At 68.3% G+C, this 19,573-nt stretch carries 18 protein-coding genes; 12 read left to right on the top strand and 6 right to left on the bottom strand.

Going from position 1 to position 19,573, the window contains the following annotated elements; translation table 11 throughout:
• Positions 1-345 precede the first annotated feature (345 nt).
• The 5 genes from GQ56_RS0127725 (at position 346) to GQ56_RS0127705 (ending at position 5,200) form a co-directional block, all read left to right on the top strand.
• Positions 346-1,626, top strand: coding sequence for an MFS transporter (locus GQ56_RS0127725; RefSeq protein ID WP_031401754.1), 1,281 nt, complete (start codon positions 346-348; stop codon positions 1,624-1,626).
• A 5-nt stretch (positions 1,627-1,631) separates the two neighbouring features.
• Positions 1,632-2,597: an NAD(P)-dependent oxidoreductase gene (locus tag GQ56_RS0127720; protein WP_031401753.1), complete on the top strand. Its 966-nt coding sequence runs from the start codon at positions 1,632-1,634 to the stop codon at positions 2,595-2,597.
• A gap of 340 nt (positions 2,598-2,937) precedes the next feature.
• A complete protein-coding gene (locus GQ56_RS0127715) occupies positions 2,938-3,981 on the top strand; it encodes a LacI family DNA-binding transcriptional regulator (RefSeq protein ID WP_031401752.1) in 1,044 nt (347 codons plus the stop codon).
• Positions 3,982-4,035: 54 nt separating this feature from the next.
• Entirely contained in the window at positions 4,036-4,824 is a 789-nt protein-coding gene (locus GQ56_RS0127710) for a YhfC family intramembrane metalloprotease (protein ID WP_031401751.1), read from the top strand.
• Positions 4,825-4,837: 13 nt separating this feature from the next.
• Positions 4,838-5,200, top strand: coding sequence for a DUF3022 domain-containing protein (locus GQ56_RS0127705; protein WP_031401750.1), 363 nt, complete (start codon positions 4,838-4,840; stop codon positions 5,198-5,200).
• A gap of 33 nt (positions 5,201-5,233) precedes the next feature.
• Here the strand turns inward: GQ56_RS0127705 and GQ56_RS0127700 are convergent, their stop codons facing one another.
• Together GQ56_RS0127700 and GQ56_RS0127695 are read right to left on the bottom strand one after the other, a co-directional pair.
• Positions 5,234-5,665, bottom strand: coding sequence for a PGDYG domain-containing protein (locus tag GQ56_RS0127700; protein ID WP_031401749.1), 432 nt, complete (start codon positions 5,663-5,665; stop codon positions 5,234-5,236).
• Positions 5,666-5,793: 128 nt separating this feature from the next.
• Positions 5,794-6,339 carry a Spy/CpxP family protein refolding chaperone gene (locus tag GQ56_RS0127695; protein ID WP_031401748.1) on the bottom strand — a complete coding sequence of 182 codons (546 nt, stop codon included), beginning with the start codon at positions 6,337-6,339 and terminating at the stop codon, positions 5,794-5,796.
• A 255-nt stretch (positions 6,340-6,594) separates the two neighbouring features.
• Here GQ56_RS0127695 and GQ56_RS0127690 point away from each other — a divergent pair, with 255 nt between their 5' ends.
• On the top strand, positions 6,595-7,059 hold the full coding sequence (locus GQ56_RS0127690; RefSeq protein WP_031401747.1) for an Lrp/AsnC family transcriptional regulator: 465 nt from the start codon (positions 6,595-6,597) through the stop codon (positions 7,057-7,059).
• 493 nt (positions 7,060-7,552) lie between these two features.
• Complete coding sequence (locus tag GQ56_RS0127685; RefSeq protein ID WP_031401746.1) at positions 7,553-8,653, top strand: saccharopine dehydrogenase family protein; 1,101 nt, start codon at positions 7,553-7,555, stop codon at positions 8,651-8,653.
• Between the two features lie 92 nt (positions 8,654-8,745).
• Here GQ56_RS0127685 and GQ56_RS0127680 read toward each other — a convergent pair whose 3' ends face one another.
• A complete protein-coding gene (locus GQ56_RS0127680; protein WP_031401745.1) occupies positions 8,746-9,363 on the bottom strand; it encodes an AAA family ATPase in 618 nt (205 codons plus the stop codon).
• Entirely contained in the window at positions 9,360-9,506 is a 147-nt protein-coding gene (cydX, locus tag GQ56_RS40405; RefSeq protein ID WP_031401744.1) for a cytochrome bd-I oxidase subunit CydX, read from the bottom strand. Before cydX ends, GQ56_RS0127680 begins: the two co-directional genes overlap by 4 nt.
• Positions 9,507-9,705: 199 nt before the next feature.
• On the opposite strand from cydX, the gene corA reads away from it, so the two are divergent.
• A complete protein-coding gene (gene corA / locus GQ56_RS0127670) occupies positions 9,706-10,683 on the top strand; it encodes a magnesium/cobalt transporter CorA (protein ID WP_031401743.1) in 978 nt (325 codons plus the stop codon).
• A 13-nt stretch (positions 10,684-10,696) separates the two neighbouring features.
• Here the strand turns inward: corA and GQ56_RS0127665 are convergent, their stop codons facing one another.
• Positions 10,697-10,984 (bottom strand): YciI-like protein, encoded by a 288-nt coding sequence (locus GQ56_RS0127665; RefSeq protein ID WP_031401742.1) that lies wholly within the window; start codon positions 10,982-10,984, stop codon positions 10,697-10,699.
• A gap of 455 nt (positions 10,985-11,439) precedes the next feature.
• Here GQ56_RS0127665 and GQ56_RS0127660 point away from each other — a divergent pair, with 455 nt between their 5' ends.
• The 4 genes from GQ56_RS0127660 to GQ56_RS0127635 all read left to right on the top strand — a co-directional run bounded on the left by GQ56_RS0127660 (position 11,440) and on the right by GQ56_RS0127635 (position 18,741).
• Positions 11,440-11,925 carry an aminoacyl-tRNA deacylase gene (locus tag GQ56_RS0127660; protein WP_031401741.1) on the top strand — a complete coding sequence of 162 codons (486 nt, stop codon included), beginning with the start codon at positions 11,440-11,442 and terminating at the stop codon, positions 11,923-11,925.
• An 819-nt stretch (positions 11,926-12,744) separates the two neighbouring features.
• Positions 12,745-14,196, top strand: coding sequence for a TldD/PmbA family protein (locus GQ56_RS0127645; protein WP_031401740.1), 1,452 nt, complete (start codon positions 12,745-12,747; stop codon positions 14,194-14,196).
• A complete protein-coding gene (locus GQ56_RS0127640; protein ID WP_031401739.1) occupies positions 14,196-15,557 on the top strand; it encodes a metallopeptidase TldD-related protein in 1,362 nt (453 codons plus the stop codon). The genes GQ56_RS0127645 and GQ56_RS0127640 overlap by 1 nt, the downstream gene beginning before the upstream one ends.
• 22 nt (positions 15,558-15,579) lie before the next feature.
• Positions 15,580-18,741 carry a multidrug efflux RND transporter permease subunit gene (locus tag GQ56_RS0127635; RefSeq protein WP_031401738.1) on the top strand — a complete coding sequence of 1,054 codons (3,162 nt, stop codon included), beginning with the start codon at positions 15,580-15,582 and terminating at the stop codon, positions 18,739-18,741.
• Between the two features lie 119 nt (positions 18,742-18,860).
• Here GQ56_RS0127635 and GQ56_RS0127630 read toward each other — a convergent pair whose 3' ends face one another.
• Positions 18,861-19,274, bottom strand: a complete 414-nt coding sequence (locus tag GQ56_RS0127630) for a hypothetical protein (RefSeq protein ID WP_152601881.1) — start codon at positions 19,272-19,274, stop codon at positions 18,861-18,863.
• Between the last annotated feature and the right edge of the window lie 299 nt (positions 19,275-19,573).

The raw sequence follows: 19,573 nt of genomic DNA, 5'->3' as shown, positions 1-19,573 counted from the left end.
CAATCCGCGGACTCATTTTGTCGTGCACGCGCACGGCAACGTACGGGGCCGGGACATGCGTTGAGGCGTCTGTTCCGGTCGAATGCGGAGCATGGGGCCTGGGTCGGCGCCTGAAGGGCTGACTCGGGTCGATCGTGAAGCATGGGACCCGGGTAAGCGCCAAAAGGGCTGACTCGGGTCGACCGCGAAGCATGGGATCGGGGCAAGCGCTAAATCGCCAACTCCGATCGACCGCGAAGCATGGGATCAGAGTAAGCGCTAAAGCGCCAACTCTGATCGACCGCGAAGCATGGGATCAGAGTAAGCGCTAAAGCGCTAACTCTGATCGACACAGGAGACATTCTGATGGCTAACACTCTCGCAGCCCGACGCTGGTGGACGATCATGCCGATCGTCTTCATCACGTACAGCCTCGCCTACCTCGACCGCGCGAACTACGGGTTCGCGGCCGCGGCCGGCATCAACCAGGACCTCGGCATCAGCAAAGGCCTGTCGTCGCTGATCGGCGCACTGTTCTTCCTCGGCTACTTCTTCTTCCAGATTCCCGGCGCGATCTACGCCGAACGCCGCAGCGTGAAGAAGCTCGTGTTCGTCAGCCTCATTCTGTGGGGCGCCTGCGCGGCGCTCACGGGCGTGGTCAGCAACATCCCGTCGCTGATGGCGATCCGCTTCGCGCTCGGCGTCGTCGAGGCGGCCGTGATGCCGGCGATGCTGATCTACATCAGCAACTGGTTCACGAAGAACGAACGCTCGCGCGCGAACACGTTCCTGATTCTCGGCAACCCGGTCACCGTGCTGTGGATGTCGATCGTGTCGGGCTATCTCGTGCACGAATTCGGCTGGCGCCACATGTTCATCGCCGAAGGCGTGCCGGCCATCATCTGGGCCTTCTGCTGGTGGGTCCTCGTGCAGGACAAGCCGGCCGATTCGCCGTGGCTCAACGCCCAGGAAAAGCGCGACCTCGACGCCGCGCTCGCAGCCGAGCAGGCCGCGATCAAGCCCGTGCGCAACTATACGGAGGCGTTTCGCTCGCCGGCCGTGATCAAGCTGTGCGCACAGTATTTCTGCTGGAGCATCGGCGTGTACGGCTTCGTGCTGTGGCTGCCGTCGATCGTCAAGAACGGCTCCGCCCTCGGAATGGTCGCGACCGGCTGGCTGTCCGCGCTGCCGTATCTCGCGGCGACGATCGCGATGGTGGCCGCATCGTGGGCGTCCGACAAGGTCGGCTCGCGGCGCGGTTTCGTGTGGCCGTTCCTGCTGATCGGCGCGGCCGCGTTCGCCGCATCGTACGCACTCGGCTCGTCGCATTTCTGGATCTCGTATGCGCTGCTGGTCGTGGCGGGCGCCGCGATGTACGCGCCGTACGGCCCGTTCTTCGCGATCGTGCCGGAACTGCTGCCGAAGAACGTCGCCGGCGGTGCAATGGCGCTGATCAACAGCATGGGCGCGCTCGGCTCGTTCGTCGGCTCGTATTTCGTCGGCTACCTGAACGGGGCGACCGGCTCGCCCGTCGCGTCGTATGCCTTCATGAGCGCCGCCCTCGTCGCCGCGGTGATCCTCACGCTGTCCGTCAAACCCCAGGCGCCCGACACGCATTCGCTCGCGGCGCCCCTGCAAGGAAAATGAAACCGATGAAGCCCCGTATCGTCGCGTACAAGCCGCTGCCCGATGACGTTCTCGCCTACCTGCGCGAGCACGCGGACGTCGTGCAGGCCGATGGCCCCGACGCCCTCGCCGATGCCCTCGGCGACGCGGACGGCGCGATCGGCGCGAGCCTGAAGGTGACGCCGCAGATGCTCGACCGCGCGCCGCGGCTGAAGGCGTGGTCGACGATCTCGGTCGGCTACGACAACTTCGACGTGGCGGATCTCACACGGCGCGGCATCCTGCTCGCGCATACGCCGGACGTGCTGACCGAGTCGACCGCCGATACGGTGTTCTCGCTGATCCTCGCGTCCGCGCGCCGCGTGGTCGAACTGGCCGAGTGGGTGAAGGCCGGCCACTGGCAGCGCAGCATCGGCCCCGACCTGTACGGCACCGACGTGCAGGGCAAGACGCTCGGCATCGTCGGGCTCGGCCGGATCGGCGGCGCGGTCGCGCGACGCGCGGCGCTCGGCTTCCGGATGCAGGTGCTGTACGCGAACCGGTCCGCGCATGCCGACGCCGAGACGCAGTACGGCGCGCGGCGCGTCACGCTCGACGAACTGCTCGCGCAGTCGGATTTCGTGTGCCTGCAGGTGCCGTTGTCGCCGCAGACGCACCACTTGATCGGCGCGGCCGAATTCGCGAAGATGAAGCGCGGCGCGATCCTGATCAACGCATCGCGCGGGCCGGTCGTCGACGAAGCGGCGCTGGTCGACGCGCTGCGTGCGGGCACGATCCGCGGCGCGGGGCTCGACGTGTTCGAGAAGGAGCCGTTGCCGGCGGATTCGCCGCTGCTGCAGATGAAGAACGTCGTCGCGCTGCCGCATATCGGTTCGGCGACGCACGAGACGCGCCACGCGATGGCGCGCTGCGCCGCGGAAAACCTGGTCGGCGCGCTGGCCGGCACGCTGCGCACGAACCTGGTCAATCCGGACGTGCTCGCGCGCGCCTGAGTGGCGGCGGACGACAGGCTGCCGGCGGGGCGGCGGCGCTGTTAGAGTTCATGATCGTGGTGCTGGCGGGCGGGCTGCGTTATGATCGCCCGCTTGTCGCGTCGACGGTTCGGCAGTGCTGCCGGCGGCGTCGCGCGATGGACATCCACGCCGGCTTCGGTGGATCGACTGTGAAGCAAGGGAGCAGCGCAAGCGCCGGAGGGCGGACGCTGACCGACCGCGAAGCATGGGTCTGCCACGCGCTGACCGACAGGAGAGTCCCCCGGATGGCTTACGTTTCCAACAACAAAGGTCCGTCTGCTCACGAAGCGGCGCGGATCGTACGTCGCGAGGCACGACAGTGACCGATTCGCAACCTACCACGATGCGTCCGGCGACGATCAGCGACGTCGCACGCGAGGCCGGCACGGGCAAGACCAGCGTGTCGCGCTACCTGAACGGCGAGACGCACGTGCTGTCCGCCGATCTGCGCCAGCGGATCGAGACGGCGATCGCGCGGCTCAACTACCGGCCGAACCAGATGGCGCGCGGGCTCAAGCGCGGCCGCAACCGGCTGCTCGGCATGCTCGCGGCCGACCTGACCAATCCTTACACCATCGAAGTGCTGCAGGGCGTCGAAGCCGCATGCCAGGCGCTCGGCTACATGCCGCTCATCTGTCACGCGGCGAACGAGGTCGAGATGGAGCGTCGCTTCCTGCAGCTGCTCACGACCTATCGCGTCGAAGGGCTGATCGTCAACGCGCTCGGCGCGGACGAGGACGTGCTGCGCCCGCTGCGCGGCGCCGGCATCCCGGCCGTGCTCGTCGACCGGACCGTCGAGGGCTTCGAGGCCGACCTGATCGGCCTCGACAATGCCGACGCGATCGAGGTGGCGCTCGCGCATCTGATCGCACACGGCTTCGACGCGATCCACTTCGTCGTGCAGCCGTTCGAGCGCGTCAGCTCGCGGCGCGTGCGCGAGGCCGCGTTCCGTGCGGCGCTGGCCGCGCGCGGCCTGACGGTGCCGTCGACGGTGGTGCTCGACCTGAACACGCCCGACGCGGCCGAGGCGGCGCTCGCCGACGTCGACGCCCGCATCGACGACGCGGCACGGCGCGGCGTGCGGGCGGCGCTGTTCGCCGCGAACGCGCCGGTCGCGCTCGCGATCGCACGCCACCTGCGCGCGCGCTTCGGCGCCGCATGGCAGCAGAAGGCGGCGCTGCTGTCGATCGACGATCCGGAATGGGCCGAGCTGATCGGCATCACGACGATCCGCCAGCCAACCTACGAAATCGGCTACAAGGCCGTCGAATTCGTGCACGAGCGGATCGACGGCGCGGCGGGCGACGTGCGCGTCTCGCTGCTGCCTGGCGAGCTGGTTGCGCGCGCGTCGACCGCAAGCTGAGTATCATTCGGGGCACGCAGCGCGCCAGGTGCGCTGCCCCGAACAAGGAAATACATGACTGTCGCTCCCGTCACGCTGGCGGTGCTGATCGCCGCCACGCTGATCATCGCGCTCCTGCCGCTCGTCCTCTTCCGCATCCTGCGCAAGCCGCTTGCGCTGAACCGCCGCGACACGATCGTCGGCGTTGCCGTCTTCACGCTGTTCGCGATGATCGTCGAACGCGCATTTCACGGGCTCGTGCTGAGCCAGACCCCGCCCGACGGCTGGCTGACGCAGCCGCTCGCGTTCGTGGCATACAGCGCGCTTGCGACCGCCGTGTTCGAGGAAGTCGGCCGCTATCTCGGGATGCGCTTCCTGAACCGCCGCTACGGCCCGTCGGCCGGCGACAGCCGCGGGATCGGCTACGGGATCGGTCACGCCGGCGCCGAAGCATGGTTCGTCGGCGTGCTGGTATGGGGCCAGTGGTCGTATCTTGCGTGGCTGGCGAGCCGCGGCCAACTCGAGGCGCAGCTCGCCGATCTGCCGGGCGATACGGTCGTGCGGCTGCACGTGATGCTCGCGACGCTGTCGGCGCAGTCGATCCTGCTGTTGCTGCTCGAGCGCTGCGCGGCATTCGTGCTGCAGCTCGCGCTGTCGGTGCTGGTGTGGCGCGGCGTGCGCGCAGGCCGGGCGAGCGTGTTGCCGGTCGCGATCGTGCTGCATGCGCTCGCGGCCGCGCCGGCGTTGCTGTACCAGGTGCGCGCCGTGCCGGCCGCGTGGGTCGAGGCCGGGCATTTCGTGCTGGCCGCGGTCCTGGTGGTCGTGCTGGTGAAGGTGTGCCGGCCGCCGCGCACGGCGGCCTGACAGGAGAGACGGGATGGATGACTATCTGATCGAATGCCAGAGCGCGGAATTCGACGCGCTCGCGCGCGTGATCTGCGATCTCTTTCCGGAGCAGACGCGATTCGCCGAAAACAGCGACGCGCGTGGACGGTTCCTGGCCGTGCACTGGCTCGCGATGCGTTTCGGTTCGGCGCCGAAACGGATGACGCTCTCGATCCGCATCGTGCCGGCCGCGCTCGCCCGCTATCTGGCGCTCAAGCCGATGCAGCGCGCGCGCAGCCATGCGGTGCTGCACGCATACACGGAAGCGATGCTGGGGTCGCTCGAGGAGCGCCATGCGGCCGGCGAGGCCGTCGAGCGCGACGCCGAACTCGAGCTCGACGAAGACTTCGCGTGAACGTTCGCGCCGGCGCGGTTCCGGCGCACCGCCTTACGCGTCGCGGTAGACCTGCGCGAAGCGCTGCGCCTGCACGACACCGTAGTCACCGGGCGCGTACTGCATGACCCAGTCGCCGGCGACGCCGCGCAGCGTGTCGCCGTTTTCCGAGCGGGCGATCGTAAACGGCTCGTCCATGCGACGGGCGAGCACGACGGCGGGCCGGTTGCGGTAGGCGCCGGGGGCGCCGTGCGCAAGCGCCGGATCGGCGGGCAGGTATTTGGCGTCGAAGCGCGCGCGTGACACGACCCAGCGGTCGCCGGTCGATCCCGTGATCAGCGCGTCGCCGGCGACATACCGGTTCGGGCCTTCGAGGCTCATCAGTTCGCCGTCGGCTTCCGCGAAGGCAACGGCGACGGTTTCGTCCTTGACGACGCGACGGGCCTGCGGATCGGTGCGTAGATCGATGTGCTTGAGTTCGAGCATGGCGGGGGAAGTGCGGGAAAAGCCGGGAGCTTATCTCGAAATCGGCGCGCCGTGTGGCGCGCCGCTCGCCAGCGGAGGCGCGGCGCCGTTCGGCCCGGACGGGCGGCGCGGCGCCGGCGGGGAGGGTATCAGGGCTGCGCGGGTGCGCTGGCGGCCTGGGCGGCGGCCGCCTTGCCGTCCTTGCCCTTCGCCTTGCCCTTGCCGCGATGCTCGCCGCCGTTGTGCAGCCAGCTGCGGAACGTGGTGTCGGCCAGCGCCTTCTGGTCGGCCGGGAAGCTCTCGTAGAGCGGGGCGAAGGCGTCGGCGAGTTTCTTCGCGCCGTCGGCGTTCGCCTGCGACAGTTCCGCATACTGCTTCATGTCGTCGAGCGCGGAGACGTCGTGCTTCGCCATCCGCTCGCGATAGAGGCGGCCCATCGTGTCGCCGTTGTCGCGCATCGTGTCGGCGAACGCCTTCCATTGCGGCTCCTGCGCCGACGTGATCTTCAACTGGTCGTGCAGGTACTTGATGCGTTGCTCGACGCGCGCCTCGCGGCGCTCCGCGCGCTGCTCGGCGCTCGGGGCCGACGCCGTGGCGGCCGCGACCTGGGCGGGCGCCTGCGGCTGCGCCGGGGTTTGCGCGAACGCGCTGGCTGCAACGGCGAGCGTAGCGAGGGTGAGCGAGATTTTCTTCATGGTTGGCTCTCCGGGGTAGTGTCTTGCGAGCGGGCGCGGCGGCGACGGCCGCAGGCGCGCATCTCGCGTCGCCCGCTATTAGTAGCACGTTGCGTGCGATGCGGCAGTGAATGCGACACTTGCTTACATCCGATACGAATCGAAACTGAAAGGTTCGTATCGGTTCGGGACGGTGCCGTTTGGGCGCGCCGGCGTTCGGCGCTATCATCGCGTCACCTTTCACTCAGCCGGCGCGTCGCGCTCCGGCCCAGCCTCATGCGTCCACCTCGCCTCGACCAACTCGACGATCTCGACCGGCAACTCGTCGCGCTGCTGCAGGCCGATGCGCGCGCGAGCGTCGCGGATCTCGCGCGCCAGCTCGACGTCGCGCGCACGACGGTGGTCGCACGCATCGCGCGGCTCGAACGGACCAACGTGATCGCCGGCTACAGCGTCCGGCTCGGGCAGGACGTACTCGACGCGAGCATCTATGCGTACGTCGGCATCATCCTCACGCCGAAATTCGGCAAGGACGTACTGCGCAAGCTCGACCGGATGCCGGAGGTGCAGCTGCTGTGCGCGGTGAGCGGCGAATACGACTACGTCGCGTGGCTGCGCGCCGATTCGCCCGAGCGGCTCAACGACCTGCTCGACCAGATCGGCATGCTCGAAGGCGTCGAGCGTACGACCACGTCGATCATTCTGTCGCGCAAGATCGATCGCGGGACGGTCGGCGGCTGACGTCCGGCGCGTGCGCCGCCGCGCCCGCTCGCTCGGGCGCATGCGTGGCAGCGGCCGTCTCGCCGTTGCGGGCGCACCGGTTTGCGTGTGTCCGGCGCATGCGCGCGCATCGGGCTTTCGCATGCGACGCCGCCGTATTTCATGAACGGCGCGGCGCTCGCGGTCGCGCTTTCCGTCTCATTCGGCGCCGTGCGCCGGCGATCCTTCTGCATCGGCCCTTGCCGGCGTGTCGCTCATGACGCGCGTACGGTGCCGCGCCACTCATCTCCCTTTGTCCTTCTCCCGAATGCGGCCTGCAACGGCCCGCACGCAGCGGCGCATCTACACGATTTTTAGATGATTTGGTCGTTCAGACCAAATGCATCGTCATTCCGTCGAAATTATCGGTCGTTTCGCATCATTCTTCGTCTTGGAACTGATTTTGCGCGTCCCTACACTGTGTTCATGGCTCGACGCCGTACACAACACCAACCCATCATCAGGAGATAAGCGCATGAAAATCGCCATCGTCGGCGCAGGTCTGATCGGCCACACCATTGCTCACATGCTGCGTGAAACGGGCGACTACGAGGTCGTCGCGTTCGACCGCGACGCCGATGCGCTCGCGAAGCTGTCGCGCGAAGGCATCGCGACGCAACGGGTCGATTCGGCCGATGCGAACGCGATTCGCGAAGCGGTGAAGGGCTTCGACGCACTCGTCAATGCGCTGCCTTACTACCTCGCGGTGAACGTGGCGGCCGCTGCGAAGGCGGCCGGCGTCCATTACTTCGACCTGACCGAAGACGTGCGCGCGACCCACGCGATCCGCGAACTGGCCGACGGCTCCGACCGCGCGTTCATGCCGCAGTGTGGCCTCGCGCCGGGCTTCATCGGCATCGCCGCCCACGAGCTGGTGAACGGCTTCAGCGAAGTGCGCGACGTGAAGATGCGCGTCGGCGCGCTGCCCGAGTATCCGACCAACGCGCTGAAGTACAACCTGACGTGGAGCGTCGACGGCCTGATCAACGAATACTGCCAGCCGTGCGAAGCGATCCGCGACGGCCGCAAGCAGTGGGTGCAGCCGCTCGAAGGCCTCGAGCACTTCTCGCTCGACGGCACCGAATACGAAGCGTTCAACACGTCGGGCGGCCTCGGCACGCTGTGCGAGACGCTGTCGGGCAAGGTCGAGACGCTCGACTACAAGTCGGTGCGCTACCCGGGCCATCGCGAACTCGTGCAGTTCCTGCTGGAGGACCTGCGCCTGTCGACCGACCGCGATACGCTGAAGTCGATCATGCGCCGCGCGGTGCCGTCGACGAAGCAGGACGTCGTGCTCGTGTTCGTCACGGTGACGGGCGTGAAGGACGGTCAGCTCGTGCAGGACGTGTTCACGCGCAAGATCTTCGCGAAGGACGTGTGCGGGATGCACATGAGCGCGATCCAGATCACGACGGCCGGCGCGATGTGCGCGGTGCTGGATCTGTTCCGCGAGAAGAAGTTGCCGCAGAACGGCTTCATCCCGCAGGAAAAGGTGTCGCTGAAGGCGTTCCTGTCGAACCGCTTCGGCAAGCTGTACGACGGCGGCACGATGGAGCGCATGCACGCGGTGGCCTGAGCGCCAGCCAGCCTGCGGCTTGAGGGCCGTGCGACGCCGGGAGCGCAGCAGCGCTTCCGGCGTTGTTTTTTGGAGAGCCGGCCGGGCGCCGGTCAGGCCGGCAGCGGCGGGACGATCGTTGCTGCTGGCGGAGGCGGCGCGATGCGGTACAGCAGCGCGTTGACTTCCGCGTCGGACGGCGCGGTGTTGTCGAACATCACGATACCGTCGCATTCGTGGCCGGTCGGCACGAAGCGTCGCTGCCGGTATTCGTCCCAGTGTGCGAGCTTGTACGCGTCGTTCGGATTGCCGCGCGCGACGATCCGCTGGTGGGCGACGTCTTCCGCCGTGTGGACCCACACGACCGTCAGCGTGACGTCGGGCCCGATGCCGAGCCACGCGCGATCGAGGATGCGCCGGTCGCGTACTTCGCGCGACAGCGGCCCGACCACGAGCGCGCCGATGCCGAGCGCGAGATTGTCACGGGCCGTGTCGAGCAGGCCCTGGTATTCGGGATCGCGCAGGTGTTTCAGGTAGAGCGGGCTGTCGCGATCGTTCGGATCCTCGGTGAGCGCGCCCATCGCGGCCGAGCTGTAGCGGCCGTACAGCGTGTCCTTGTCGAGCAGGCAGAAGGCCTCGCCGGTTGCGCGCATCAGCGGCCCGATGAGCCGCTTCGCGAGCGTGGTCTTGCCGGTGCCGGCGTGACCGCAGAAGAACACCAGGTGCGTCACGAATACTTGCTCCCGGCGCCCTGTTTCGACGTGTCGCCGCGCTTGTCGCCGCGCGGGAACACCTCCGCCTCGAGCCACATCGCGTTGATGATGCCGAAGCCGAGCGCCACGCCGATGCCGAGTATCCACGAGAAATACCACATAGGTCTGTCTCCTTGACGGTTGGGCCGCATGGCCATTGCGCGTTGCGCAATCCAGGCCGCGCGTGCCTGCGAAGTACCCCGGTGCGCGTGCGGCGGCGCACGCAGCCCGATCATGACCAATATCGCCGTGGCGCGCAAGCCGGGCTGCCCGCGCAGCAAACCGGTAAACTGATGCGCAAACCGCAACATCACGGACAACATGCTGATCAACTGTGCTGCATACCAGGACGGCCGCAAGCTGGCCGACATCGATATCGAGGCCATCAGCGACTACGTGTCGAAGCCCGAATGTTTCGTGTGGGTTGCGCTGAAGGATCCGACGCCCGAGGAAATCGACCTGATGGGCGAGGAGTTCGGGCTGCACGAGCTGGCGCTCGAGGATGCCCGCAAGGGGCATCAGCGGCCGAAGATCGAGGAGTATGGCGATTCGCTGTTCGCGGTGCTGCATACGGTCGAGCTCGACGACGACGACGAATTCAAGGTGGGTGAACTGAACGTGTTCGTCGGCCCGAACTACGTGCTGTCGATCCGCAACCACACCGAGCAGGATTTCCGCGAAGTGCGCAAGCGCTGCGAGCGCGAGCCGCATCTGTTGCAGGAAGGTTCGGCGTTCGTGTTCTATGCGCTGATGGATCAGGTCGTCGACCGCTACTTTCCGATCCTCGAAACGCTCGGCAACGAACTCGAGGCGCTCGAGGACCGCATCTTCGCGAAGGCCACGCCCGCGGCGTCGCGCGCGATCATCGAGGATCTCTATTCGCTGAAGCGCCGGCTCGTGATGCTGTACCAGCACACGGCGCCGCTGATCGAGCCGCTCGCGAAGCTCACCGGCGGTCGCGTTCCGCAGGTCTGCAGCGGGATGGACGCGTATTTCCGCGACGTGTACGACCATCTGCAGCGGATCGTGAAGACGATCGAAGGACGCCGCGAGATGGTCGTGACGGCGATCCAGGTCAATCTCGGCATGATCTCGCTGGCCGAGAGCGAAGTGACGAAGCGGCTCGGCTCGTTCGCCGCGCTGTTCGCGATACCGACGATGATCGCCGGCATCTACGGGATGAACTTCGCGAACATGCCCGAACTGCACCTGAAATACGGTTTCTACGGCTGCATCGCGGTGATGGTCGTCGCCGACTTCGCGCTGTGGTGGCGGTTCAGGCGGGCAGGGTGGCTGTAATCGCGCCGCGCGCCTAGCGCGGCGCGTGCTTGCCGATCACGACGCGCCACGGACGCACGCGCCACGATTTGACGAGGCCGTTCTGCACGTACGGATCGGCGCGGGCGAACGATTCGGCCGCTTCCGGCGAATCGCCTTCGAACACGAGCACGGCCTGGTCGGCCGGGTCCGCCAGCGCGCCGGCGAGCACGAGTTCGCCGCGCTCGGTCGCGGCCTGGGCCAGGGCGAGGTGCTGGGCGCGGAACGGTTCGCGGCGGGTCAGGTAATCGTCGACGAGTTCGTAGGTCAACTGGTAATGCATGGTCGCTCCAGGAATGGCTGCCGTCTCCGGATGGCGGGCAGGCCGGCTCAGTATAGGCCACCGTGCCGCGTCGGGCGGCGCGGGTTCGCGTCCCTGCCGTCAGCCGTCAGCCGGTGTCGGGCGCGGATTGATAAAGGGCAGATTCTTGTCGGTCACGTTATAAACGCAACTAACGGTCTATCGCGCCAACGTCGGCACCTTGTTGTGCGTCGCCGCACCGCCATCGCAGTGCCCATTATTTGCCTGCAGGAAAAGAGGGTGCGCCCGGCGCATTCCGGCGCCGGATTTCACGTGCCGGTGCCGTCGGCCGGCCGGACCGGAACAGGATCGGAGCCGGGCATCGGGCCACCGGAGCGGGCGCCGCGCGAAGGCGTTTCCATTGGCCCGAATGCGACCTATGCTGAACGAATCCGGTGCGAACTCCGTTCGCCCGATTCGCCCAGACGAGGTGTGTCATGCCAGTCTCAGCCACCCTGCAGGATTGCCTGCGCCAGAAGTCGTCGCGGTACGAAGTCGTGTACCACCCCTATAGCCATACCAGCATGGAGACGGCCGCCGCCGCGCACATTCCCGGCGATCGCCTCGCGAAAACCGTGCTCCTCGAGGACGACGAGGGTTACGTCGCCGCCGTATTGCCGACGACGCACGCGGTGCGCCTGTCGGATCTCTGGGTGAAGACGGGACGCCATCTCGTGCTCGCCCGGGAGGTCGAACTGCGCGAGCTGTTCAAGGATTGCGACATGGGCGCGCTGCCGCCGGTCTGCATGGCTTACGGGATGAAGACGTTCCTCGAGGAGCGTCTAGCGCAGCAGCCGGAAGTGTATTTCGAGGCCGGCGACCACGAAGCGCTCATCCACATGATGCAGGATGAATTCCTGATGCTGATGGAGACGGCGGAGCGCGCGCATTTCTCGCACAAGATGCAGGGGATGCATTCGTGACGCGTGCGGCGCGTGCTTGCTTGCCGATGCGTGTGTGACCGGGTTGCGCGCGGCATCGGCGGGAAGTGCGTGATTCGACTGATTCGTTGTGCGAAATATGGGCCGTGAATTCCCGTTGGAATGCGCGGTTCGAGACCTGCACCGGATCGAAGCGAAACGGTTCGCGTATCTGTCGTTTGCCGGATGCTTCGCGACGAGAGGCACTCGGAGTGCCGGCGAGCGTGGTATCGGATGTCCGCGATCGATGCCGACGAGATGCGGCTCGCACCCGGCTGACACCCGGCCCGTCGTCCCCGCGGCGGCATCGTTTTGATGCGGTGCGGCAAATCGCGCCGATATGTCCGCCGCAACGGCGGGATACCCGGTTTCGCACGCATGCGAATCGATCCACCTTCATGAATGAAAGGTGGGTGCGTGCTTGCCGGACCATCGCATTGCGCCCATGCCAGGCACCCGGCCATCAAATAAAGTTTGACGGCAAATTTTCTTCCTTGCTATCTTCAGCACCCGATCGGGAGCCGGCGCGCGCCGCCGGCCTCGGCCCCGCCGATCCTTTCCGCGTCGATCCGGAGGCCGGCGGCGAATCTGCTGACGAATCCGCAAAAGAAGTACACACTCGGCTACCTGTTCATCGCCCGCGATCGGGCGGCGATGCGCGCGACGGCCCGCCGGGTCATCGCGACGAAGGCGGGGTGCGTGGTCGAGGAGGCGTTACGCCCGACGTGCTGCACGCGTCGTTCCAACCGTATCCGCTGGTGCTGCTCGCGTCGCCCATGCCGGGCCCGGGGCGCGGCCCGCGGGAGAGGCAAGAGAGAACCGATGATTGACGAGAACCGGGCGCCGGCCGCCCGAGCCGTGCAGGCCGCGCAGGCGTTGCGCAGCGACGCCGATTTCTGGTCGCTGCGCATCGTCGACGAGACGATCGACGAACATGCGGTGCGCAACGACGTCGCGCAGCCGTTCTCCCGTGCGCGCGAGCGCGGTGCGATGCTGACGGCCTGGGCCGGCAGCGGCGCCGGCTATGCGGCGACCCCCGACCTGTCTGCGGCCGGGCTGCAGGCGGCGCTCGACATCGCGACCGCGCGGGCGCGGGCGAGCGCGCCGTGGGCGCTGGTCGATCATCGCCAGGCCGCGCGGCCGCAGGCGAGCGGCGAGTACGCGTCGCCGGACGTCGATGCGGCGCTGCCGTCCCGGGCCGAATGGATCGAACGTCTCGCGCACGAATGCGCGGCGGCGAATCTCGGCGCGCGCATCGTCGAGCGCGCGGCGAGCGTGATGATCGTGCGCACCGAGCAGTGTTACGTGACGAGCGACGGCGTGCGGATCGACCAGCGGTTCCGCTTCCTGATGCCGGAGCTGCGCGCGGTCGCCCACGGCGACGGCGACACGCAGATGCGCTCGCTCGGTCAATCGGGCACGCTGGCGCAGGGCGGGCTCGACGTGCTGGCGCGCTACGGCTTCGACGGCGCCGGCGCGCGCGTCGCCGACGAGGCGCTGCAGTTGCTCGCCGCGCCGAACTGCCCGACCGGCCCGCGCGACCTGCTGCTGATGCCGGACCAGATGATGCTGCAGATCCACGAGTCGATCGGCCATCCGCTCGAACTCGACCGGATTCTCGGCGACGAGCGGAACTTCGCCGGTTCGAGCTTCGTCAAGCCGGAGATGGTCGGCCATTACCAGTACGGCTCGCCGCTGCTGAACGTCACGTTCGATCCCGAACCGGCCGCCGAAGCCGCGTCCTACGCGTTCGACGACGACGGCACGCCGGCGCGCAAGCAGTACCTGATTCGCAACGGCGTACTCGAACGGCTGCTGGGCGGGGCGCTGTCGCAGCAGCGCGCGGGCCTGCCGGGCGTCGCCAACTCGCGCGCCTCGAGCTGGAACCGCGCGCCGATCGACCGGATGGCGAACCTGAACGTCGAGCCCGGCGACCAGTCGCTTGACGCGCTGGTCGCGGGCACCGAGCGCGGCATCCTGATGCGCACCAACACGTCCTGGTCGATCGACGACCACCGCAACAAATTCCAGTTCGGCTGCGAATTCGGGCAGCTGATCGAGAACGGCCGGCTGACGCAGGTCGTCAAGCGCCCGAACTACCGCGGCATCTCCGCACAGTTCTGGCGCAGCCTGCGCGCGGTCGGCGACGCGAGCACGTTCGGCATCTACGGCACGCCTTACTGCGGGAAAGGCGAACCGGCGCAGATCATCCGCGTCGGCCACGCAGCGCCGGCCTGCGTATTCGCCGGCGTCGACGTATTCGGAGGCGCGTGATGGCGGCAATCGATTCGATGGTGCAACGAGCCGGCATCGACTGGCGTGCGCATTTCACCCGGCTGGCCGACGACGCGCAACGGCTGATCGCGCCGGCGCAAACCGTGCTGCTCGGCTTTTCCTGCGAGACGTCGGACTTCATTCGCTTCAATGGCGGCAGGATTCGCCAGACCGGGCGCGTGATGCAGGGGCGACTGTCCGTGCGGCTCGTCGACGGGGCGCGGCAGGCGCACTCGTCGCTGACCGTCTGCGGCGATCCGGCGGCCGACCTGCCCGAACTGGCGGCCGCGCTGGCCGTACTGCGCGACGGCCTGCGCGATGCGCCGGACGATCCGCACCTGCTGTTCGACACCTCGTCGTGGGTGCAGGAAACGCGCCGGGCCGGGCGCCTGCCGGATGCGGACGGGCTCGCGCGGGTCGTGGCCGAATGCGCGCGCGGTCTCGACTTCGTCGGTTTTTACGCGGGCGGCACGCAGGCGCGCGGTTTCGCGTCGTCGACCGGCAGCCGCGGCTGGTACGAGGTCGAGAATTTCGATTTCAGCTGGTCGCTGTACGACCCGAGCGGACGCGCGATCAAGACCGTCTATGCCGGCGACGACTGGAGCGATGCGGCGTTTGCGGCCCGGGTCGATGCGGCCGCCGCGCGGCTGCCCGTGCTCGGCCGTACGCCGAAGGCGCTCGCGCCCGGGCGCTACCGCGCGTATTTCGCACCGGACGCCGTGCACGAAATGACGAACCTGCTCGGCTGGAGCGGCTTTTCGGCGCGCGCGCTGGCGAGCGCCCGCAGCCCGCTGCACCGCCTGTACGCGGGTGAGGTCGTGCTCGACCCGCGCGTGTCGATCACCGAGGATTTCTCGCTGGGCATCGCGCCGGCGTTCAACGCGGACGGCTACCGGCGCGACAGCGTGCCGCTCGTCGTCGCCGGGCGGGGCGCCGGCCAGCTCGTGTGCGCACGCACGGCCCGCGAGCACGGGCAAGCGCCGAACGGCGCGGACGACGGCGAATCGCCGCAGTCGCTGACGATCGCCGGCGGCACGCTCGCCGAGACCGACGTGCTTGCCGCGCTCGATACGGGGCTCTACGTCGGCAACCTCTGGTACCTGAACTTCTCGGACCCGATCGCCTGCCGGATGACGGGGATGACGCGTTTCGCGACGTTCTGGGTCGAAGGCGGGCGAATCGTCGCGCCGGTCGATGCGATGCGGTTCGACGACAGCGCCTACCGGCTGTTCGGTTCGGAGCTGGAGCAGCTCGGCGCGGCGCCGGCGCTGCTCGCGAACGACAGCACGTATGGCGAGCGCGCCACCGGAGGCGCGAAGCTGCCGGGGTTGCTCGCACGCTCGTTCGAACTGACGCTGTAGCGCGTATCGACGACACCTGCCGATGCCGTCGTTTTTCATCGATCGCCCCGTATTTGCATGGATCGTCGCGCTCGCGATCGTCGTCGCGGGCGTACTGGCCATTCCGCAGTTGCCGATCGCGCAGTATCCGCGCCTGGCGCCGCCGCGGGTCGTGATCGACGCGTCCTACCCGGGCGCGTCGACCGAGACGGTCGACGCCGACGTCGGCAGCATCATCGAGGAAAGCCTCGACGGCGCGGACGGGCTGCTGTACTACGAGACGAGCAGCGACGGCCACGGCAACCTCGAGATCGACGTGACGTTTTCGCCCGGCACCGATCCGGACATCGCGCTCGTCGACGTCAACAACCGGTTGAAGCAGGTCGAGCCGCGGCTGCCGCAGCAGGTCGTCCAGCAGGGGATCGGCGTGTTCAAGGCGGCGAACACCTTCCTGATGCTCGTCACGCTGACGTCGACCGACGGCACGCGCGATTCCGCGCAGCTCGGCGATTACCTGAACCGCTACGTGCTGCGCGAGCTGAAACGCGCACCGGGCGTCGGCGCGGCCGAGCTGTGGGATGCGGACGAGGCGCTGCGGATCTGGCTCGATCCGGACAAGCTGCGCGAATACAACCTCGGCGCCGACGACGTGATCGCGGCGATCGGCGCGCAGAACGCGACGGTCACGGCCGGTGCGATCGGCGACGCGCCGTTCGTGCGCGGCCAGCAGCTCACCGCGACGATCGTCGTCAAGGGGCAGCTCGCGTCGCCCGCGGAGTTCGGCCGGATCGTGCTGAAGTCGAAGCAGGACGGCTCGGCGGTGCGCGTGGCCGATGTCGCGCGCATCGAGATCGGTCGCGACGACTATTCGTTCTATTCGCGGCTGAACGGCCGGCCGGCCGCGACGGTCGGCATCCAGCTCGGCCCGCGCGGCAACGCGCTCGAAACGTCGAACGCGATCCGCGCGCGGCTCGCCGAGCTGTCGCGCACGCTGCCGCCGGGCGTCGCGGTCGAGATTCCGTTCGACGGCGCGCATTTCGTCAGGATCGCAATTCACGAAGTCGTGCTGACGCTCGTCGAGGCCGTCGTGCTGGTGTTCTGCGTGATGTGGCTGTTCCTGCGCGACCTGCGCTACACGCTCGTGCCGACCGTCGTGATTCCGGTCACGCTGATGGGTGCGTTCGTCGCGTTGTGGGCGTTCGGGTTGTCGATCAACGTATTCACGATGTTCGGCCTGGTGCTGGCGATCGGCATCCTGGTCGACGACGCGATCGTCGTCGTCGAGAGCGTGCATCGCGTGATGGAGGAGGGCGTGTCGCCGCGCGATGCCACGCGCCGGGCCATGAAGCGGATCGGCGGGGCGATCGTCGGCGTGACGGCGGTGCTGACGGCCGTGTTCGTGCCGATGGCGTTCTTCCCGGGCAGCGTCGGCGGCATCTACCGGCAGTTCGCGGTGTCGATGATCGCGTCGATGCTGGTGTCGTCGTTCATGGCGCTGTCGCTCACGCCCGCGCTGTGCGCGAACCTGCTGAAGCCGGTCGCGCGGCCCGATCGCGAAACCGGCCGGACGACGCGGCGCGGCATCGGCGCACGTCTGGCCGACCGGTTCGGCGCGGCCTTCGCGCGCGCCGAAACCGGCTACCGCGGCGTCGCCGTGTTTGCCGTGCGCCGCACGGGCCTCGTCGTCGCCGTCTACGCGGCGCTCGTGAGCGCATGCGCGCTGCTGTACTGGATGATGCCGGGCGGCTTCCTGCCGACCGAGGACCAGGGGCAGCTGCAGGTGATGATCCAGTTGCCGGCGGGCGCCACGCAGGCGCGCACGCACGCGGTCGTCGAGCAGGTCGAGGCGATCCTGCGCGCCGAGCCGGCGATCGCGAACGTGACGAGCGTGATCGGCTGGAGTTTCGCGGGCAGCGGGCAGAACGTCGGGATGGCGTTCGTCGAGCTGAAGGACTGGGCGGAGCGCGACGGTGACGCGATGGCGTTGCGCGACCGGCTCAACCGGCGCTTCGGCGCGATCCTCGACGGCGACGTCGAGGCGACGCTGCCGCCTTCGGTTCGCGGCATCGGGCATTCCGACGGATTCACGTTCCGGCTCGAGGATCGCGGCGGAGTCGGGCTCGATGCACTGAAGGCGGCCCGCGCGCAGCTTGCCGAACGCGCGAAGGCGGATCCGTTGCTGGCCGCCGTGCATTTCGAAGACCTGCCGGACGCGCCGCGTATCGAGCTCGACGTCGATCGCGCGAAGGCGTATGCGCTCGGCGTACCGTTCGAGCGGATCGCGGGGCTGCTGGGCGGCACGTTCGGTTCGAACTACATCAACGATTTTCCGGCGTCGGGCCGGATGCGGCGGGTGATCATCGAGGCCGATCCGGTCGCGCGCGCGACCGATGCGCAACTGATGGCGCTGACCGTGCCGAACCGCACCGGCGACATGGTTCCGCTGTCGGCGATCGCCGCGCCGCACTGGACGATCGGCCCGGTCATGCTGAATCGCTACAACGGCTATCCGTCGCTCGACATCAGCGGCCGTGCGGCGCCCGGCACGAGTTCGGGCGCGGCGATGGCGGAAATGGAGCGGCTCGCCGGCGCGCTGCCGGCCGGGATCGGCTTCGACTGGGTCGACGCGGCGCGTGAGGAGCAGGTCGCCGCGCGGCAAACGCCGCTGCTCGTCGGACTGTCGGTGCTCGCGGTGTTCATGGCGCTTGCCGCGCTGTACGAAAGCTGGACGATTCCGCTGTCGGTGCTGACGATCGTGCCGCTCGGCATGATCGGCGCGATCGCGGCGGCGCTCGCGCGCGGCATGCCGAACGACGTGTACTTCAAGGTCGGATTGATCACCGTGATCGGGCTGGCGGCGAAGAACGCGATCCTGATCGTGCAGTACGCGCGCGAACTCGCGGCGCGCGGCGTGCCGCTGCGGCAGGCGGTGATCGATGCGGCCGCCACGCGCTTCCGGCCGATCGTGATGACGTCGATGGCGTTCCTGCTCGGCGTCGTGCCGCTCGTGCTGGCGACGGGCGCGGGCGCGGAAAGCCGCCGGTCGATCGGCACCGGTGCGTTCGGAGGCGTGCTGGCGGCGACGGTGTTCGGGCTCGTGTTCGCACCGGTGGCGTTCCGGGTCGTGGCATCGGCCGGGCGACGCGGCCGGCGTGTCGTGGCGGCCGGGCGCGACGATCGTCCGGCGGAAGCGGTCGGGGATTGATGGCCCGCCGGCAACCCGGGGCGTCGGCGCGGCGGGTCGGCAGGGCGCCCGGGTGTTCGGCTCAAGACGGGATTCGGGCCGCGTGGATCGTCATCCCGAGTCAGGCGGCCGTCGCCGTTTCATGAGCGGGCTGCCGACGACACCCTTCCGGGCACGGCGCGATCGATCAATGCGTAGAACGCCAGCATGCTGACGAGCATCGCAAAAGCGACGCCGCTCGTGTCCCAGCGCATTCCCAGACTGAACGCCACGGCCTTGATCGCGGTCATCCCGAGCGCCATGACGAGCAACATCGCCGCGGCTTCGAGCGCGACCCGCACCGGCGGCACGACGAGCACGCGCATCGTGCCGCGTCGCCGCCTGTCCGTGCGTTCAGCCTCGCGCAGGATCAGCAGCATCAGCATGGCGAGCATCGACATCGGAAACCAGCGCAGATGGAGCACGAGCATATTCCACACGGCGTCCGCCGCGAGCGTTCCGCCGCAGATGTCGAGAATCGCATCGAGGGGCGCGCGCAGCGCATCGAGCGTCAATCCCGCACAGATGGCGGCCATGCACCGGAGCATCGACCGGCGCGCACACCTGCCTGACGATCCGTCTCTCGTCGAATAGCCGGCGAACCCGCATGCAATGGCGCCGATGCAAGGCCAGAACCAGCCGGGGCTGGCGCCGTGCAGCCTCGTCGGCAAGTCGCACGTCAGGTAGCCGAGGAGCGCGAACCACGCCAAGCCGCGCATCCGGCCGGACGCCGCAAGGCGGGCGATCCGCGCGCGCCCGAACCCGACGCATGCGCGGATCGCGTCCGCCGTCCTCGTCGGACGTCTGGCCGTGT

Source organism: Burkholderia paludis (genome assembly GCF_000732615.1).
Taxonomy (GTDB): Bacteria; Pseudomonadota; Gammaproteobacteria; order Burkholderiales; family Burkholderiaceae; genus Burkholderia; species Burkholderia paludis.
The sequence above is the reverse complement of the archived record's forward strand: the minus strand, read 5'-3'. Positions and strand labels throughout refer to the sequence as shown.

Coding starts and splice junctions, on each gene's coding strand:
- GQ56_RS0127710 (WP_031401751.1), top strand. CDS start 4,036: ATGACTGTCGCTCCCGTCACGCTGGCGGTGCTGATCGCCGCCACGCTG.
- GQ56_RS0127665 (WP_031401742.1), bottom strand. CDS start 10,984: ATGCATTACCAGTTGACCTACGAACTCGTCGACGATTACCTGACCCGC.
- cydX (WP_031401744.1), bottom strand. CDS start 9,506: ATGTGGTATTTCTCGTGGATACTCGGCATCGGCGTGGCGCTCGGCTTC.
- GQ56_RS0127720 (WP_031401753.1), top strand. CDS start 1,632: ATGAAGCCCCGTATCGTCGCGTACAAGCCGCTGCCCGATGACGTTCTC.
- GQ56_RS0127725 (WP_031401754.1), top strand. CDS start 346: ATGGCTAACACTCTCGCAGCCCGACGCTGGTGGACGATCATGCCGATC.
- GQ56_RS0127645 (WP_031401740.1), top strand. CDS start 12,745: ATGATTGACGAGAACCGGGCGCCGGCCGCCCGAGCCGTGCAGGCCGCG.
- GQ56_RS0127660 (WP_031401741.1), top strand. CDS start 11,440: ATGCCAGTCTCAGCCACCCTGCAGGATTGCCTGCGCCAGAAGTCGTCG.
- GQ56_RS0127695 (WP_031401748.1), bottom strand. CDS start 6,339: ATGAAGAAAATCTCGCTCACCCTCGCTACGCTCGCCGTTGCAGCCAGC.
- GQ56_RS0127700 (WP_031401749.1), bottom strand. CDS start 5,665: ATGCTCGAACTCAAGCACATCGATCTACGCACCGATCCGCAGGCCCGT.
- GQ56_RS0127635 (WP_031401738.1), top strand. CDS start 15,580: ATGCCGTCGTTTTTCATCGATCGCCCCGTATTTGCATGGATCGTCGCG.
- corA (WP_031401743.1), top strand. CDS start 9,706: ATGCTGATCAACTGTGCTGCATACCAGGACGGCCGCAAGCTGGCCGAC.
- GQ56_RS0127690 (WP_031401747.1), top strand. CDS start 6,595: ATGCGTCCACCTCGCCTCGACCAACTCGACGATCTCGACCGGCAACTC.
- GQ56_RS0127640 (WP_031401739.1), top strand. CDS start 14,196: ATGGCGGCAATCGATTCGATGGTGCAACGAGCCGGCATCGACTGGCGT.
- GQ56_RS0127705 (WP_031401750.1), top strand. CDS start 4,838: ATGGATGACTATCTGATCGAATGCCAGAGCGCGGAATTCGACGCGCTC.
- GQ56_RS0127685 (WP_031401746.1), top strand. CDS start 7,553: ATGAAAATCGCCATCGTCGGCGCAGGTCTGATCGGCCACACCATTGCT.